General features: G+C 70.3%; 14 protein-coding genes. 9 read left to right on the top strand and 5 right to left on the bottom strand.

Features of this window, described 5'->3' with window-relative positions; all coding sequences use genetic code 11:
* The first annotated feature begins 61 nt into the window (after nt 1-61).
* The 4 genes from ACWCP0_RS16990 (at nt 62) to ACWCP0_RS16975 (ending at nt 6,213) form a co-directional block, all read left to right on the top strand.
* Nucleotides 62-1,504 carry a class II fumarate hydratase gene (locus ACWCP0_RS16990; RefSeq protein ID WP_451079589.1) on the top strand — a complete coding sequence of 481 codons (1,443 nt, stop codon included), beginning with the start codon at nt 62-64 and terminating at the stop codon, nt 1,502-1,504.
* Between the two features lie 85 nt (nt 1,505-1,589).
* Entirely contained in the window at nt 1,590-2,267 is a 678-nt protein-coding gene (gene fomD / locus ACWCP0_RS16985) for a cytidylyl-2-hydroxypropylphosphonate hydrolase (protein WP_451079588.1), read from the top strand.
* 387 nt (nt 2,268-2,654) lie between these two features.
* The gene (locus tag ACWCP0_RS16980) at nt 2,655-4,652 is read left to right on the top strand and encodes a SpoIIE family protein phosphatase (protein ID WP_451079587.1); all 1,998 of its coding nucleotides are present in this window, start codon (nt 2,655-2,657) and stop codon (nt 4,650-4,652) included.
* Nucleotides 4,653-4,770: 118 nt separating this feature from the next.
* Nucleotides 4,771-6,213, top strand: a complete 1,443-nt coding sequence (locus ACWCP0_RS16975; RefSeq protein ID WP_451079586.1) for a catalase — start codon at nt 4,771-4,773, stop codon at nt 6,211-6,213.
* 63 nt (nt 6,214-6,276) lie between these two features.
* On the opposite strand, the gene ACWCP0_RS16970 is transcribed toward ACWCP0_RS16975, so the two are convergent.
* Nucleotides 6,277-8,568, bottom strand: coding sequence for a transglycosylase domain-containing protein (locus tag ACWCP0_RS16970; RefSeq protein WP_451079585.1), 2,292 nt, complete (start codon nt 8,566-8,568; stop codon nt 6,277-6,279).
* Nucleotides 8,569-8,976: 408 nt separating this feature from the next.
* On the opposite strand from ACWCP0_RS16970, the gene ACWCP0_RS16965 reads away from it, so the two are divergent.
* From ACWCP0_RS16965 to ACWCP0_RS16955, 3 genes are read left to right on the top strand one after another with little or no spacing between them, the layout of a single operon-like run.
* On the top strand, nt 8,977-9,501 hold the full coding sequence (locus ACWCP0_RS16965) for a PadR family transcriptional regulator (protein ID WP_451079584.1): 525 nt from the start codon (nt 8,977-8,979) through the stop codon (nt 9,499-9,501).
* 5 nt (nt 9,502-9,506) lie between these two features.
* Complete coding sequence (locus tag ACWCP0_RS16960; protein WP_451079706.1) at nt 9,507-10,193, top strand: ABC transporter ATP-binding protein; 687 nt, start codon at nt 9,507-9,509, stop codon at nt 10,191-10,193.
* Nucleotides 10,190-12,511, top strand: a complete 2,322-nt coding sequence (locus ACWCP0_RS16955) for an ABC transporter permease (RefSeq protein WP_451079583.1) — start codon at nt 10,190-10,192, stop codon at nt 12,509-12,511. The genes ACWCP0_RS16960 and ACWCP0_RS16955 overlap by 4 nt, the downstream gene beginning before the upstream one ends.
* A 100-nt stretch (nt 12,512-12,611) precedes the next feature.
* Here ACWCP0_RS16955 and ACWCP0_RS16950 read toward each other — a convergent pair whose 3' ends face one another.
* The gene (locus tag ACWCP0_RS16950) at nt 12,612-13,592 is read right to left on the bottom strand and encodes a hydrogen peroxide-inducible genes activator (protein ID WP_451079582.1); all 981 of its coding nucleotides are present in this window, start codon (nt 13,590-13,592) and stop codon (nt 12,612-12,614) included.
* A 139-nt stretch (nt 13,593-13,731) separates the two neighbouring features.
* Between ACWCP0_RS16950 and ACWCP0_RS16945 the strand changes: the two genes are divergently transcribed.
* Both ACWCP0_RS16945 and ACWCP0_RS16940 read left to right on the top strand, forming a co-directional pair.
* A complete protein-coding gene (locus tag ACWCP0_RS16945) occupies nt 13,732-14,286 on the top strand; it encodes a peroxiredoxin (protein WP_451079581.1) in 555 nt (184 codons plus the stop codon).
* A gap of 2 nt (nt 14,287-14,288) precedes the next feature.
* Nucleotides 14,289-14,822 (top strand): alkyl hydroperoxide reductase, encoded by a 534-nt coding sequence (locus tag ACWCP0_RS16940; protein WP_451079580.1) that lies wholly within the window; start codon nt 14,289-14,291, stop codon nt 14,820-14,822.
* 99 nt (nt 14,823-14,921) lie between these two features.
* Here ACWCP0_RS16940 and ACWCP0_RS16935 read toward each other — a convergent pair whose 3' ends face one another.
* The 3 genes from ACWCP0_RS16935 to ACWCP0_RS16925 are packed head-to-tail and all read right to left on the bottom strand — an operon-like array spanning nt 14,922 to nt 17,268.
* Complete coding sequence (locus ACWCP0_RS16935) at nt 14,922-15,194, bottom strand: hypothetical protein (protein WP_451079579.1); 273 nt, start codon at nt 15,192-15,194, stop codon at nt 14,922-14,924.
* Nucleotides 15,191-15,889 (bottom strand): hypothetical protein, encoded by a 699-nt coding sequence (locus ACWCP0_RS16930; RefSeq protein WP_451079578.1) that lies wholly within the window; start codon nt 15,887-15,889, stop codon nt 15,191-15,193. The genes ACWCP0_RS16935 and ACWCP0_RS16930 overlap by 4 nt, the downstream gene beginning before the upstream one ends.
* Nucleotides 15,886-17,268, bottom strand: coding sequence for an AI-2E family transporter (locus tag ACWCP0_RS16925; protein ID WP_451079577.1), 1,383 nt, complete (start codon nt 17,266-17,268; stop codon nt 15,886-15,888). Before ACWCP0_RS16925 ends, ACWCP0_RS16930 begins: the two co-directional genes overlap by 4 nt.
* Nucleotides 17,269-17,310 lie beyond the last annotated feature (42 nt).

Raw genomic sequence — 17,310 nt, 5'->3', positions numbered from 1 at the left:
GGTAGCGCACTTGGGAATACGCAGAACAAGACAAGTGCTCACCTTTTCAGGAGGTTTGGAGATGTCCGAGACAAGCGACACCACAGCCGGTCACCGGGGCTCCGGGGACGACCGGGATTCCCGGGAGCACCGGATCGAACACGACTCCATGGGTGAGGTGAGGGTGCCGAAGCACGCCAAATGGCGCGCTCAGACCCAGCGGGCCGTGGAGAACTTCCCCATCTCGGGCGCACGGCTGGAACGCGCCCATATCGAGGCCCTCGCCCGGATCAAATCGGCCGCCGCCAAGGTCAACGCGGAGCTGGGAGCGCTGGACAAGGACATCGCCGCCGCGATCCAGGACGCGGCGGCCGAGGTCGCCGACGGCCGCTGGGACGAGCACTTCCCGGTCGACGTCTTCCAGACCGGCTCCGGCACGTCGTCCAACATGAACACGAACGAGGTCCTGGCGACCCTGGCCACCGAGCGCCTCGGCCGGCCCGTCCACCCCAACGACCACGTCAACGCCTCGCAGTCGTCCAACGACGTCTTCCCCTCGTCCATCCACATCGCCGCGACCGCGGCCGTGACCAGGGACCTGATCCCCGCTCTGGAGCATCTCGCCGCCTCGCTGGAGCGCAAGTCCGCCGAGTTCGCGGACGTCGTCAAGTCCGGGCGTACACATCTGATGGACGCGACGCCCGTCACCCTCGGCCAGGAGCTCGGCGGCTATGCCGCGCAGATGCGCTACGGGGTCGAGCGCCTCCAGGCCTCCCTCCCCCGCCTCGCCGAACTCCCCCTCGGCGGCACCGCCGTGGGCACGGGCATCAACACCCCGCCCGGCTTCTCCGCCGCCGTCATCGCCGAGGTCGCCCGCGCGACCGGACTGCCGCTCACCGAGGCGCGCGACCACTTCGAGGCGCAGGGGGCGCGGGACGGGCTGGTGGAGACGTCGGGCCAGCTCCGTACGATCGCGGTCTCGCTCACCAAGATCGCCAACGATCTGCGCTGGATGGCGAGCGGCCCGCGCACAGGACTCGCCGAGATCGGTCTTCCCGATCTGCAACCCGGCTCGTCGATCATGCCCGGCAAGGTCAATCCGGTGATCCCGGAGGCCGTCCTGATGGTGGCCGCGCAGGTGACCGGCAACGACACGACGGTCGCCGTCGCGGGCGCCGCCGGGAACTTCGAACTCAACGTCATGCTGCCGGTCATGGCCAGGAATCTGCTGGAGTCCGTCCGGCTGCTGGCCAATGCGGTCCGGCTGCTGGCGGACCGCACGGTGGACGGCGTGACCGCCAACGTCGAACGGGCGCGTGAGTACGCCGAGTCCTCTCCCTCCGTCGTGACCCCGCTGAACAAGTACATCGGCTACGAGGAGGCGGCCAAGGTGGCCAAGAAGTCGCTCGCCGAGCGGAAGACGATCCGCGAGGTGGTCCTGGAGTCCGGGTACGTGGAGCGGGGCGATCTGACGCTGGAGCAGCTCGACGAGGCGCTGGACGTGCTGCGGATGACCCACCCCTGAGCGGTTCCCGCCGGAGGCGGTGCCCCGGCGCCCCGCCGTGACCTGCACCGCAGCGGAGGGGCACCACCGCCCCTAAGATCTGCGCATGACAGGATCGGCGGGGTTTCGGCACTGGGCGCCAGGGGAGCACATCCTCTGGCGCTATCGCGGCAACGCCTCCGGTGATGTCCACATCTGCCGGCCCGTGACCGTCGTCGAGGACACGGACGAGCTGCTGGCCGTGTGGATGGCGCCGGGGACCGAGTGCGTGAAACCGGTGCTGGCCGACGGCACGCCCGTGCAGCAGGAGCCGCTCGCCACGCGCTACACCGCGCCGCGGACGACGGTCCGGTCGCGGTGGTTCGGCACGGGCGTGCTGAAGCTGGCCCGGCCCGGTGAGCCGTGGTCGGTGTGGCTGTTCTGGGACCGCGGCTGGCGGTTCAAGAACTGGTACGTGAACCTCGAGGAGCCCCGTGCCCGCTGGTCCGGCGGGGTGGACTCGGAGGACCACTTCCTCGACATCGCGGTGCGCCCCGACCGCAGCTGGCGCTGGCTGGACGAGGACGAGTTCGCGCAGGCTCAGCAGGCCGGGCTGATGGGCGCCCGGCAGGCCGGGCGGGTGCGGGCGGCAGGGCAGTCGGCGATCGAGGTGATCCGGGCCTGGGGCCGGCCGTTCTCGGACGGCTGGGAGGACTGGCGGCCCGATCCGCGGTGGCCGGTCCCCGCGCTGCCGGAGGACTGGAACCGGCCCCGGCCGGGCACCCCGGCACGCACCTCCGCATGACGACGTCGTGAGACCCTTGATGCGCCCCCGGGGTTCAAACGTAGGATCGTCCTCCGCAAGGCTGCGTCGCTTCAACGAATCGGCACCGCACCGGAACTGACCGCAAGTCATCACGAGGGGGACGAAAACCGTGCTTGATGTGCGCCCCGATCTCCCTCAACTTGTCGACGCCACGCCCGGATTGGGTATGGGATATATCGACCGTCCAGGGGCGCTGCCGTCCCGGACCACGGGCGGATCCTCCGCCCGCAGGTCCGGGAACCCGCGGCGCAGCCGCGATCGTCACCGCTCCCGGACGCGCACAGCGGCACCCGAGGCGAGCCTGGCACGATCCGGAAGACAGGACCTGGCCTCGCATTACCGGCCCGGACGGACGGAACCCCACGCGTGACGGAGCATCCCACCTCCCACGAAGGCCGGCAGCCCTTTGCTGCCCGGCCGCAGGAACGCACCCGGCCCCGGCAGGAGGCGGCTCATGCCCCCAGGCCGGCCGCCGGCGGCGTGCCCGCCCAGCCGCCCGCGCCTGTCGCGCAGCCCGCCGCTCCCCAGGCGTCGTCCGTTCCGCCCGTACCTCCTGTCCCGGCGTCGCCGGCGGGAGCCGGGTCGACGACGGCGGCAGCGGCAGCGGCAGCCCCGGCGGCCCCGGCGGGTGCGCCGCAGGACCCCGCGGGGGTCGCGCGGCGCGAGGGCGACCGGCTGCGGTTCGTGGGGGCCGCGACCAGACGAATCGCGCGCGGCATAGACCTCGACGAGATCGTGCTCGGGCTGTGCCGGGCCACGGTGCCGACGTTCTCGGACGCGATCCTCGTCTATCTGCGTGATCCGCTGCCGGTCGGCGACGAGCGGCCGGTCGCGCCGTTCGTGTTGCGGCTGCGCCGTACCGACCGGTTGCGTCTGACCGACGAGGACACCGACGGCGGGCTCCTCACCGCCACCCAGATGCCGGTGCTCAGCCCGCAGACCGACCTGCCCGCGGCGGAGCTGTGCGAGGTGCAGGCCGGCGGCGCGCTCGCCGAGGTGCTCCGCGGTGTGCGGCCGGTCTTCGGCGACTCGGCCGCGGCCCGGGCGGCCCTGCCGGAGCTGCTCGGCGACGGCAAGAGCGTACCGACCGGGCACCGGGCGATCCTCGCCCCGCTGCGCGGCCGGCGACGCGTCATCGGCGCCGCGATCTTCCTGCGCCGTCCCGACCGTCCGGCGTTCGAGCCGAACGATCTGCTGGTGGCGGCCCAGCTCGCGACCCACACCGCGCTGGGCATCGACAAGGCCGTGCTGTACGGCCGCGAGGCGTACATCGCGGACGAGCTGCAGCGCACGATGCTCCCCGACAGCCTGCCGCAGCCGACCGGTGTGCGGCTCGCGTCCCGCTATCTCCCGGCGGCCGAGACCGCCCGGGTCGGCGGCGACTGGTACGACGCGATCCCGCTGCCCGGCAGCCGGGTGGCGCTGGTCGTCGGCGATGTCATGGGCCACTCGATGACCTCGGCCGCGATCATGGGCCAGCTGCGGACGACGGCCCAGACCCTGGCCGGTCTGGACCTGCCGCCGCAGGAGGTGCTGCACCACCTCGACGAGCAGGCCCAGCGCCTCGGCACCGACCGCATGGCGACCTGCATGTACGCCGTGTACGACCCGGTCTCGCACCGCATCACCATCGCGAACGCGGGCCATCCGCCGCCGATACTCCTCCACCTCGGCGGCCGCGCCGAGGTGCTGCGCGTGCCGCCGGGCGCGCCCATCGGAGTCGGCGGGGTGGACTTCGAGGCCGTGGAGCTGGACGCGCCCGCCGGGGCGACGCTGCTCCTCTACACCGACGGCCTGGTCGAGTCGCGGCTGCGGGACGTGTGGACCGGGATCGAGCAGCTGAGGGAGCGGCTCGCCGCGACCGCGCAGCTCACCGGTCCCGACCACTCGCCGCCGCTGGAGGCGCTCTGCGACGACGTGCTCGACATGCTCGGCCCGGGCGACCGGGACGACGACATCGCCCTGCTCGCCGCCCGTTTCCACGGGATCGCGCCGAGTGATGTCGCGTACTGGTTCCTGGAGCCGGAGGAGCAGGCTCCCGGCCGGGCCCGGCGCCTGGCCCGCAGGGCACTGGCCCGATGGGATCTGGAGGAGTTCTCCGACTCGATGGAACTGCTGGTCAGCGAGGTGGTCACCAATGCCGTGCGGTACGCGGAGCGGCCGGTGACGCTGCGGCTGCTGCGCACGGACGTGTTGCGCTGCGAGGTCGGCGACGACTCTCCGCAGCTGCCCAGGCAGCGGCGGGCGCGGGACACCGACGAGGGCGGGCGCGGGCTGTTCCTGGTGAACCGGCTGGCCAGACGGTGGGGGGCGACCCGGCTGTCGACCGGCAAGGTGGTGTGGTTCGAGCTGCCCACGCGCTGAGCCGTACCGGACCCAGGATTGGACCACGTCCAAATGTTGCCGACCTCTCATCGGCGGAGTTGACTGCTGTGGTGGACGAAGCGACCTCGTGACCCCCCATCTCGACGGGAGGACGCTCGTGACTTACACGACGAACAACTCCGGAATCCCGGTGGAGAGCGACGAGCATTCGCTCACCATCGGGTCCAACGGTCCGATCCTGCTCCAGGACCACTACCTGATCGAAAAGATGGCCCAGTTCAACCGTGAACGGGTTCCCGAGCGGGTGGTCCACGCGAAGGGCGCAGGCGCGTACGGCTTCTTCGAGGTCACGAATGACGTCAGTCAGTTCACCAAGGCCGACCTCTTCCAGCCGGGCAGGCGCACCGAGATGCTGGCCCGCTTCTCGACGGTCGCGGGTGAGCAGGGTTCGCCGGACACCTGGCGGGACCCACGTGGCTTCGCGCTCAAGTTCTACACCGAGCACGGCAATTACGACCTGGTCGGCAACAACACGCCGATCTTCTTCGTACGCGACCCGCAGAAGTTCCAGGACTTCATCCGCTCGCAGAAGCGCCGGCCCGACAACGGGATGCGCGACAACGACATGCAGTGGGACTTCTGGACCCTCTCGCCCGAGTCGGCACACATGGTGACCTGGCTGATGGGCGACCGCGGCATCCCCAAGAACTACCGCCACATGAACGGCTACAGCTCGCACACCTATATGTGGGTGAACGGCGGCGGTGAGCGGTTCTGGGTGAAGTACCACATCAAGACCGACCAGGGCATCGACTTCCTCACCCAGGCCGAGGCCGACGACCTCGCGGGCCGGGACGGCGACGTCCACCGGCGCGATCTCTTCGACTCGATCGCGAGCGGCAACGCCCCGTCCTGGACCATGAAAGTCCAGGTCATGCCGTTCGATGACGCCCCGGACTACCGGTTCAACCCGTTCGACCTGACCAAGGTGTGGCCACACGGCGACTACCCGCTGATCGACGTCGGCCGGATGACGCTGAACAAGAACCCCGAGAACTATTTCGTCCACATCGAGCAGGCCGCATTCGAGCCGTCGAACCTGGTGCCGGGCATCGGCCCGTCCCCGGACAAGATGCTGCTCGGCCGGCTCTTCTCGTACCCGGACACGCACCGCTACCGGATCGGCCCCAACTACAACCAGCTGCCGCCGAACCGGCCGCACGTGCAGGTCAACTCGTACGCCAAGGACGGACCGATGCGCTACGAGCCGGCCGCCACCGGAGCGCCGTACGCGCCGAACTCGTACGGCGGACCGGCCGCCGATACGGACCGGTTCGGTGACCCCGCGGGCTGGGCCTCGGCGGGCGAGATGGTCCGCGAGGCGTACAAACTGCACGCCGAGGACGACGACTGGGGCCAGCCCGGCACCATGGTCCGCCAGGTCCTCGACGACGCGGCCCGTGACCGGCTGGTGTCGAATGTCAGCGGCCACCTGAAGCAGGGCGTCACGCGGCCCGTCCTCGACCGGGCGGTGCAGTACTGGCGCAACATCGACAAGGAGATCGGCGACCGCATCTCCAAAAAGGTCAACGGAGGCTGACCGGGCTGACGCGAAGCGGCAGGGGCCCGGCGCCGTCGCGCCGGGCCCCTGCCGCTGTGCCGCCTACTGCTTCGGCGGCCGGACGCCTTCCGTCGTCCCGTCCGTCGTCCCGCTGCTGTCCGCGCCTCCGTCGGTGGCACCGCCGTCCGTCGTACCGCCGTCGCTCGTACCGCCGTCCGTCGTACCGCCGTCGTCCGTGCCGCCCGAGTCGGTGCCCGACGAGTCACCGGGCCTCGTGGGCGGGGTGCCGGTGGGGGTGTCGTCCGGTGTAGCGGTCGGACGGTCGTCCGGCTTCTTGGTCTTCGTCGGCCTGTCGTCCGGGCCCTTGGACTTCTCGGTCTCCGTCGGCTCCTCGGTCGGGGCCTGCGTCGGCTCCTGCACGGGCTCGGAGATCTCCAGGTCGAACTGCTCGTCGGAGCCGCCGCCGAGGGCGCCCGTCGTGTACTGCTGCCAGATCAGCGCGGGGACGCCACCACCGTTGGCGCGGCCCGGGTTGATGGTGTCGGTGAGCGTGACCTGTCCGGTGCCGTCCGGCTTCTCGCCGAAGAGACCGACGGCGGTGACGAGTTCGGGGGTGTAGCCCACGAACCAGGCCGAGCGGTTGTTCTCCGACGTACCGGTCTTGCCGGCCGCGTGGTATTCGCCGAGCGCGTTCGTGCCGGAGCCGCTTTCCACGACGCCGGTCATGGCCTCCGTCACGGTGTCGGCGGCCTCGCGGCTGATCGCCTGGTCCCCGATCGGATCGGGGATGTCGACCGTGCGGTCCCGGTGCTTGGCGGACCGCACGATCGTCGGGGTCGTCTTCTTGCCGTGGTTGTCGAGCGTCGCGTACACCCCGGCCATGTCCCAGGGCGACGCACCCATCGTGCCGAGCGACATGGCGGGCTGCTCGGGCCAGCCCTTGCCGTCCTTCATGCCCAGGTCGAGAGCGGTCTTCTTCACCTTGTCCGGGCCGACGTCCACGATCATCTGGGCGTAGACCGAGTTGATCGACTTGTTGGTGGCCGTCTGGACGGTGACCTTTCCGTAGCTCCTGTCGTCCTCGTTCTCCGGCGCGAAGGGGACGTCGCTGCCCTCGACGGGCCGCTTGCTGGTGCCGTCGTAGACCGTGTTGAGGCCGATCGCGCGGTCGTCCTGGGTGCGGGACCCGTTCTCCAGGGCGGAGGCGAGCACGACGGGCTTGAAGGTCGACGCCGGCTGGTAGTCGCGGCGGGTCGCGTTGGACAGCCAGTGCTCGGTCGCGCTGACACCGCCGTACAGGGCGACGACATGCCCCGTCTTCGGGTCGACGGAGGTCGCACCGGCCTGGACGGTCACGTCGCGCTTGTCGCCCTCGCGGTCGAGCTTCTTCTCGAGCTGGTCCTCGACGGCCTTGGTCAGCGCCTTCTGCTTCTTCTCGTCGATGTTGAGCGTGATGGTCCAGCCACCGGCCTTGATGTCTCCCTCGCTGACACCCTGGCGCTGAAGCTCGTCGTTGGCCGCCTCGACCAGATAGCCGGTCTGGCCGTCCATGCCGGGGGCGGCCTTGGGCTTCTCGGGGACGGGGAATTCGAGGCCCGCGCGCTCGGAGGCGTCCAGCCAGCCTTCCCCGACCATGTTGTCCAGTACGTAGTTCCAGCGCTCGGTCACCAGCTTCTTGCCGGTGTCGGACGCGACCGCCCAGTCGTACTGGCTCGGGGCCTGCAGGAGCGCGGCGAGGTACGCGCCCTGGGCGACGTTCAGCTTCTGGGCGTCGACGCGGTAGTACGCCTGGGCCGCGGCCTGGATTCCGTACGCGCCGCGCCCGTAGTAGCTGGTGTTGATGTATCCGGCGAGGATCTCGTTCTTGTCCTTCTGCTGGTCGACCTTGAGCGAGATGACCAGTTCCTTGAGCTTGCGGCTGACCGTCTGGTCCTGGTTCAGGTAGTAGTTCTTGACGTACTGCTGAGTGATCGTCGAACCACCCTGCTTGCCCTTGCCGGTGACGGTGTTGAGCAGACCGCGGGCGGTGCCCTTCAGGTCGATGCCGGAGTCCTGGTAGAAGGACTTGTTCTCGGCGGCGATGAACGTCTTCTGGACGTCCTGGGGGATCTTCTCCAGGCCGACGATCTCACGGTTGATCGTGCCGGTACGGGCGAGGATCTTGCCGTTGCCGTACTTGTAGACGTTGCTCTGCATCTGGGCCTGGGCGTTGCCCTCGGGGACCGGCACCAGGATGTAGGTGATGATGAACGCCGCCATCATGGCCAGGCAGAGGCAGAGGAAGGTGCCCAGCACCTTCCTCCAGGTGAAGAAGCGGCGTATACCGCCACCGTCGCTGCGTTTCGCCCGGCGCGCTCCACGCTGCCGGGCCCGCCGCTCTTCCGCTCGGCCCATCGCCCCGTCGCTCCGCTCTTCGTCGTCAGATCAGCTCAGAAAGCTAACATCGCCAGTACGGACAAAGGACAACTGATCCGGTCTTTTCCGGACGTGAGAATCAGCACCTCTCTCACAGGGAACCGACGCGCGAGAGGGCCGGAGGGTTGTGCGCCGCTCGAGCGTGTGAACCTCCTCGCACCGCGGCCCGGCACTGTCGACGCGCCTGCGGCGCGCCCTGGGAAGCCCTCGGGCGGGGCCCGGCACCGTCCGGTGGACCCGGGTGCCCGTCCTCGATCGTCGGACGGGCTTCAAAAGTCCCGTACAGAACCGTGACAATCGCGCCCGACCTGCGGAAAAAGCCACTCGCCGACGGCTGTGCACGGCGGGTATACACGCGATGTATACGCACTGTGTAGAGTCATCGGCATGTCAATCGGTCACACCCTCCTCGGACTCCTGGAGTCCGGCCCCCGCCACGGCTACGACCTCAAGCGTGCCTTCGACGAGAAGTTCGGCCACGACCGCCCTCTCCACTACGGCCAGGTCTACTCGACGATGTCGCGCCTCCTGAAGAACGGTCTCGTCGAGGTCGACGGCATCGAGCCCGGCGGTGGTCCCGAGCGCAAGCGGTACGCGATCACCGAGGCCGGCATCACCGACGTCGCCCAGTGGCTCGCGACGCCCGAGAAGCCGGAGCCGTACCTCCAGTCGACCCTCTACACGAAGGTCGTCCTCTCTCTGCTCACGGGCCGCAGCGCCGGCGAGCTGCTCGACACCCAGCGCTCGGAGCATCTGCGGCTGATGCGCATCCTCACCGACCGCAAGCGCCGCGGCGACCTCGCCGACCAGCTCATCTGCGACCACGCGCTGTTCCACCTGGAAGCCGATCTGCGCTGGCTGGAGCTCACTGCCGCCCGTCTCGACCAGCTCGCGAAGGAGATCAGCGCGTGAACCGCATGACCCCGGACGGCTCCCTGCTCGTCGCGGACAACCTCCGCAAGGCGTACGGGCCCACGACCGCGCTCGACGGCGCCGAGTTCTCCATCCACCCCGGCGAGGTCGTCGCCGTCATGGGCCCCTCCGGCTCAGGCAAGTCCACACTGCTGCACTGCCTCGCCGGGATCGTCACCCCGGACTCCGGCACCATCACCTACGACGGCCGCGAGTTGTCCGCGATGAGCGACGCCGAGCGCAGCGCGCTCCGCCGCAGCGCGTTCGGGTTCGTCTTCCAGTTCGGGCAGCTCGTTCCGGAGCTGACCTGTGTCGAGAACGTGGCGCTGCCGCTGCGGCTGGGCGGCGCCAGGCGCAAGGACGCCGAGCGGACCGCCCTGCAGTGGATGGAGCGTCTGGAGGTCGACGACCTCGGCGGCAAGCGCCCCGGCGAGGTCTCCGGCGGACAGGGTCAGCGCGTCGCCGTGGCCCGCGCGCTGGTCAGCGGCCCGCGTGTGCTGTTCGCGGACGAGCCGACCGGTGCCCTGGACTCGCTCAACGGCGAGCGCGTCATGCAGTTGCTCACCGAGGCCGCCCGGTCCACGAACGCCGCGGTCGTCCTCGTCACCCACGAGGCGCGCGTCGCCGCGTACTCGGACCGCGAGATCGTCGTGCGCGACGGAAAGTCCCGGGACATGGAGCGCGCCGTATGAGCGCCCGGACCTGGCCGCGGGACCTGCTCATGGGCGCCAAGTTCTCCGTCACCGGGGGCCGGGAAGGGTGGACACGAACCCTGCTGACCGCCGTCGGAGTCGGCCTCGGCGTGGCCCTGCTGCTCTTCACCACCGCCATCCCCAGCGCCATCGAGGCCCGCACGGAGCGGACCGACACCCGCAACAACTACACCGTGGCCGAGCAGGCCGGCGACGACACCCTGCTCATCGCCCAGAACGACAGCACCTTCCGCGAGCGCAACGTCGTGACCCGGCTGGTACGCCCACAGGGCGACGAGGCCCCGCTGCCTCCCGGGCTGAGCAGCTTCCCCGGCCCCGGCGAGATGATGGTCTCCCCGGCGCTCGCCGCACTCCTCGACTCCTCCGAGGGCAAGCTGCTGGAGCCCCGCCTGCCGTACAAGAACGTCGGCACCATCGGGGAAGAGGGCCTGATCGGCCCGCACGAACTGGCGTACTACGCCGGCAGCGACACCATCGAGGCGGGCCAGGACTTCGTCCAGCAGATCAACGGCTTCGGTGACGCGCCGCCGAAGGAGCCCTGGGACCCCGTCCTCCTGCTTCTCATCCTGATCATCTTCGTCGTGCTGCTCCTTCCCGTGGCCGTCTTCATCGCCGCCGCGGTCCGCTTCGGCGGCGAACGCCGCGACCGGCGGCTGGCCGCACTGCGGCTGGTCGGCGCGGACGGGGCGACGACCCGCAGGATCGCGGCGGGCGAGGCGCTGGGCGGCGCCGTGCTCGGACTGTTCGTCGGGCTCGCCCTCTTCTTCGCCGGACGCCAACTGGCCGACCGGGTCGGCATCCTGGAGACCGGGATCTACCCTTCGGACCTCAACCCGAGCCCGACGCTGACCCTCCTCGTCGCCGTGGCCGTGCCCATCGCCTCCGTCGCCGTCACGCTCTTCACGATGCGCGGCGTCGTCATCGAACCGCTGGGCGTGGTCCGCGTCTCCAGGCCCCCGCGGCGGCGGCTGTGGTGGCGGCTGCTGATGCCGCTGGCCGGCCTGGCGCTCCTCTACCCGATGATCGGGCAGGACGACGGCGAGCAGTTCAACCAGTGGCAGGTCACCGGGGGCGTGGTCCTGCTCCTCGTCGGCATCACCGCCCTGCTGCCCTGGCTGGTCGAGTTCGCCGTGACCCGGCTCGGCGGCGGCTCCGTCTCCTGGCAGCTCGCCGTCCGCCGCCTCCAGCTGAGCAGCGGCATCGCCGTACGCCCGGTCAACGGCATCGCCGTGGCGGTGGCCGGGGCGATCGCCCTGCAGTCCCTGTTCACCGGTGTGGAGAGCCAGTACACCAAGTCCACGGGCGCCGACCTCGAACGTGCGCAGCTCCAGGTGCTCACCCCCTCCCAGGTGGCGGACTCCCGGATGCCGAAGATCGTCGAGCACATCTCCTCCGCGACGGGCGTGAAGCACGCCGTGTCTCTCGCCTCGACGGATCTCGGCGACAAGGCCCGCAACCCCGACTCGTTCGTCCCGCTCACGGTCGCCGACTGCGTCTCACTGCGGGAGATCGCCCGGCTCAGCACCTGTGAGGAAGGGGACGTGTTCCTGCTCCGGCCGGACCCGAAGCTGTCCGACGCCGAGCCCAGCGCGAAGCCCGGCCGACAGGCCTTCCTCAACCCGCTCACCGACGACACGGGACCGCTCGAGGCGATCGCCTGGACGGTCCCGGCGGACGCCCCCACCGTGGACGCCCGCCCCGACCCCACCGGCCACGCGCGCGGCGGCATCATCGCCACCCCGTCCGCGCTGCCCGAGCTCGCCGGGGACAGCCTCAGCCACACCACCTACGTCACCCTCGACGAGAGCGTGCCCGACGCCCTCGAACACGCCCGGAACGCGATCGCCCAGTCCGACCCGATGCTGGTGCCGATGACCCTGCGGGCGATCCAGGTCAACGACCGCTTCGCCTCCGTGCAGAGGGGCCTGCTGATCGGCTCGGCCGCGGTGCTGCTGCTGATCGGGGCCAGCCTCTTCGTCTCCCAGATGGAGCAGCTGCGGGAACGCAGGAAGCTGCTCGCGGCGCTCGTCGCCTTCGGCACCCGCCGCCGCACCCTCGGCGCCTCGGTCCTCTGGCAGACCGCCATCCCGATCCTGCTCGGCCTCGCCCTCGCCTGTACCACCGGGCTCGCCCTCGGTGCGGTCCTGCTGCGCATGGTGAACCGCCCGGTGAGCTTCGACTGGGGCTCCGTGGCCGCGATGACCGGCATCGGCGCGGCCGTGGTCCTCGTCGTGACCGCGCTCAGCCTGCCGCCGCTGTGGCGGATGATGCGGCCGGAAGGTCTGCGGACGGAGTAGCGCCCCCTGACCGCACCACGGTGTGGTCCTTCCCCTCGGGGAGGGACCGCACCGTGGTGTGAAATGAGGAGGGACGGTCACCGTCGGTCGCGGGACACGGTCACGTACCTGCGGCGGGCAGCACCCGCACCGGGAGTCCCGCGAGGGCCTCCCGGAGGGCGTCCGCGAACTCCTCGAACTCGCCCTGTCGGGCCGCCCCGGCGCGCATCGCCAGAGCGACACGGCGCGCGGGGGCCGGATCGGCGAAGTATCCGGTCACCAGGCGGTCGTTGCGGCCCGTCTCGACCTGGACGGCGGTGCGCGGCAGCAGCGTCACGCCCAGCCCGCCCGCGACCAGCTGGACCAGCGTCGAGAGGCCGGCCGCGGTCGTGGTGACCGGGGCGCCGTCCGTGCGGCCGGCCTCGCGGCAGATGTCGAGGGCCTGGTCACGAAGACAGTGCCCCTCGTCGAGCAGCAGCAGCGGAAGCTCCTTCAGCGCCTCGCGCGGAATGTCGTGGCGGCCGCCGAGCCAGTGCTCCTGCTCCGTCACGAGGACGAAGTCCTCGTCGAAGAGGGGAAGTTCGGTCACGCCCGGCACCCCGAGCGGCACCGCGAGCAGCAGCAGGTCGAGCCGCCCGCCGGACAGCCCCTCCAGGAGCGACGAGGTCTGCTCCTCGTGCACCTGGAGGTCCAGCTCCGGGTAGCGCTCGTGCACCAGCCGCAGCACGCTCGGCAGCAGATACGGCGCGACCGTCGGAATCACACCCAGCCGCAGCACGCCGGTGAACGGGGCCCGTACCGCCTCGGCCTCCTCCAGGAGCTCCCCGACCGCGTCGAGGACGGCCTTCGCACGGACCGCGAGCCGCTCCCCCGCGGGCGACAGCAGCACCTTGCGCGTCGTACGCTCCAGCAGCTGGACACCCAGTGCCTCCTCCAGCGCCGAAACGGCTCCGGACAGCGCGGGCTGACTCATCCCGATTGCGGTCGCCGCGTCCCGGAAGTGCAGATGCTCGGCCACGGCGGCGAAGGCACGCAACTGCGCCAGGCTGGGCTGCTTGCCGGGATGCTTGCCCCGGTTCACCGTATTCGTTCCCGCAGCCATCGCCGCCATTGATAAGTACCTCCGATCGCGACGACCTAGTCTAGCTATTTCTGCGATCAATGCACTCTGTGCCAGGGTGGAGCTCCGTCCAACCCCAGGAAGCCCTCACGAGGGGCCTTCCAACCTGCAAGGAGAGCGCGTGCTCACTGTCGGTGACCAGTTCCCCACGTTCGAGCTGACTGCCTGCGTCTCGCTGGAGAGCGGCAAGGAGTTCGACCAGATCACCCACAAGTCCTACGAGGGCAAGTGGAAGGTCGTCTTCGCGTGGCCCAAGGACTTCACCTTCGTCTGCCCCACCGAGATCGCCGCTTTCGGCAAGCTGAACGACGAGTTCGCCGACCGTGACGCCCAGGTCCTCGGTTTCTCCGGCGACTCCGAGTTCGTCCACCACGCCTGGCGCAAGGACCACGCCGACCTGCGTGACCTGCCCTTCCCGATGATGGCCGACTCCAAGCACGAGCTGATGCGCGACCTCGGCATCGAGGGCGAGGACGGCTTCGCGCAGCGCGCCGTCTTCATCGTCGACCCGAACAACGAGATCCAGTTCACGATGGTGACCGCCGGTTCCGTCGGCCGTAACCCCAAGGAGGTCCTGCGGGTCCTCGACGCCCTGCAGACCGATGAGCTCTGCCCCTGCAACTGGACCAAGGGCGAGAACACCCTTGACCCGGTCCAGCTGCTGGCCGGTGAGTGAGCATGGCTCTCGATGAGCTGAAGTCCGCGCTGCCGGACTATGCCAAGGACCTGAAGCTGAACCTCGGTTCGGTGATCGGCAACAGCGAGCTCCCGCAGCAGCAGCTGTGGGGCACGGTGCTGGCCTGCGCAATCGCCTCGCGCTCGCCGATCGTGCTGCGTGAGCTCGAGCCGGAGGCCAAGGCCAACCTGTCCGCCGAGGCGTACACGGCCGCCAAGTCGGCCGCCGCGATCATGGCGATGAACAACGTCTTCTACCGGACCCGGCACCTGCTGTCGGACCCCGAGTACGGGACGCTGCGCGCGGGCCTGCGGATGAACGTCATCGGCAACCCGGGTGTCGAGAAGACCGACTTCGAGCTGTGGTCGCTCGCGGTCTCCGCGATCAACGGCTGCGGCCAGTGCCTCGACTCGCACGAGCAGGTGCTCCGCAAGGCGGGTGTCGAGCGCGACGTCATCCAGGAAGCCTTCAAGATCGCTTCGGTGATCCAGGCGGTCGGTACGACGATCGAGGCGGAAGCCGTCATGGCGGGCTGACTCGCCGAGTCGTGACAAGGGCGCCCCGCCCGGCTGTGCCGGGCGGGGCGCCTTTGCCGTACGCGGACGTCCCTGGCTCACGAACCCGCGCCCTGCGCCTCACGAACCCGCGAGCCGGGCCGCGGCCTGGGCCGAGGCCACCGCCCCTCCGACCACCACCGCCGAGGCCGCGAACAGCGGAAGCCGCAGGCTCCACGTACGCAGTGCCGGCGAGCGGGAGACCCGGTCCTGCAGTGCGTCACGGCCCCGCAGCACGATCAGGCCGACGCCGGTGCCGCGGACGCCGGTGATCCACTGTTCGGTTACCGGTCGGTCGTGAGCGACTTCGCGGCGCCGTCCGGAAGTGTTCAGCGTCCGGGTCTGTTGCGTCACACGGGGCGCTTGAGGCGTGCCAGCAGCGCCTTCACGTCCTCGACGACCGGGGCCTCGAGGGCGGAGACATCGACGGGCTCCGGTGCCCACGTTTCGTCGTCCAGGGCGCGCTCGGCACTGATGTCGACGCGGACCACGGCCTGGCCGTCCAGCACCATCAGGTCCAGCTCACCCTGGCTGTCCTGCCCCACCAGCAGGTACGCGCGCTCGCCGATGCCCTCGACGCGTTCGGGCTCGATGGTCTCGCCGTCGACCGACGGCGGCCGGGCCACGGCGTCGAACTCAGGCCCGGGGTCGACCTCTTTGTGGAGCTGGTAGGAGACCGCCACCCAGTACTCGACTTCCTCGGTCTGCACGATCTCGAAATGGCAGAACGAGTCGTCGAGCGCCGGGTGCTCGTCGATCTCCGCGTTGCCCTCGCTCCGCTTCCCGACCGCCGCCGACAGGGCCGTGAACTCCGCGTCCTGGCACAGGTTGCGGCTCACCCGGTAACCGCCGAGATCGGGGCCGATGCGCTCAGACGCGTACAGGCCGCCCGCCCACACCGCGGACGCGAGCACCGCACCGCCGAGCGCCCACAGCCAGGGGCGGGGCGGCCGCGGCGGCTTCGGTCCGTCGTCGCCGGCCTCGACGACATCGGCGGCCGGAAGGGCGGGAAGATCGATTCCGCCCACCAGCTCCGGTTCCGAGATCACCGCTCCCCCTCCTGTCCCGGCGGCGGTGTCGGCGCCACGTCCATCACCGTGGCACCGTGCGGTCCGGGGCCGATGCGAGTCACCTGCCCCTGGCTGTACGCGCGGAGATAGCCCACCACCGTGTTGGTCACCGCCACCAGCGGCACCGCCACGACCGCACCGCCGATGCCGGCCGTCAGGCCACCCGCGGCCACCGCGAGGACGACGGCGAGCGGATGCACCCGCACCGCGCGGCCGAGGATGAACGGCTGCAGCACATGGCCCTCGATCTGCTGTACGGCGAGGACGACGGCCAGCACCATCAGCGCGGTGAACACGCCCTGGGTGACGAGCGCGACGATGACCGCGAGCGCGCCCGAGACGACCGCGCCGACGAGCGGGATGAAGGAGAAGAGGAAGATGAAGACCGCGAGCGGCACGGCGAGCGGGACGTCGAGGAAGTAGATGCCGAGACCGATGAAGATCGCGTCGATCATGGCCACCACCACCGTGCCCCGCACATAGGCGGTCAGGGTCCGCCAGGCACGCGGGCCGGCCCCGGCGACGCCGGGCCTCGCCTGCGCGGGCACCAGCTTCAGGCACCACCGCCAGATCCGCTTCCCGTCGTAGAGCAGGAAGAGGGTCGAGAACATCGCCAGCAGCATCCCCGTGAGGATCTCGACCATCACGCTCACGCCCTGCAGCCCGGCGGAGGTGATCTCCTCGGTGTTGGTGCCGATGGTGTCCTGGAGGTTCTTGGCGATGTCGTTGATCTGCTGCTCGGTCACGTGGAACGGACTGTTGAGCAGCCAGCGCTTGAGCTCCTCGATACCGTCCTTGACCCGGTCGGCGACGTTGTCGAGGTTGTCCAGCACCTGCCAGACCACGAACCAGCCGACCAGGCCCATGACGACGAAGCCCAGGATCGCGGTGACGGCGGTGGCGATCCCGCGCGGCAGCCCGACCTTCCTGAGCCTGGCCACGGTGGGCTGGAGCAGTGCGGTGATCAGCAGCGCGGCGACGAAGGCGAGGACGACCAGTTGCACGGCGCTGATGACCCGCATCAGCACCCACAGGGTCCCGGCGAGGACGAGCAGGCGCCAGCCGGCCTCGGCGGCGACCCGCATCCCCCACGGGATCGCCGATGCCGGCTCGGGCCTGGTGGCGACGGCGGCGGTTGCGGAAGAGGTGGCAGGGACGCTGGGGGCGTACGAGGGCGGCGGCGGGACGCTGTCGCGCTGCCCTCCTGCGGCCGGCTCCTCTTCGCCGTTGCCGTTGCCGTTGCCGTTGTCGTTCCCGCTGCCGTTGCGGGCCGCCTCGGCCCGGCGCTCCTCCAACCGCTTTCCCCATCGGGCCAGTCCGGCCCCCAGCCGCCCCAGCCACTCCGGCGTTCTCGACATCTCGCTTCCCTCTTCCCCCGGGTCCGCCCCGACCGTACACGC

The organism is Streptomyces sp. NPDC001970, from assembly GCF_053594115.1.
Note: the sequence above shows the minus strand (reverse complement) of the source record. Positions and strands in the feature narration are given on the sequence as shown.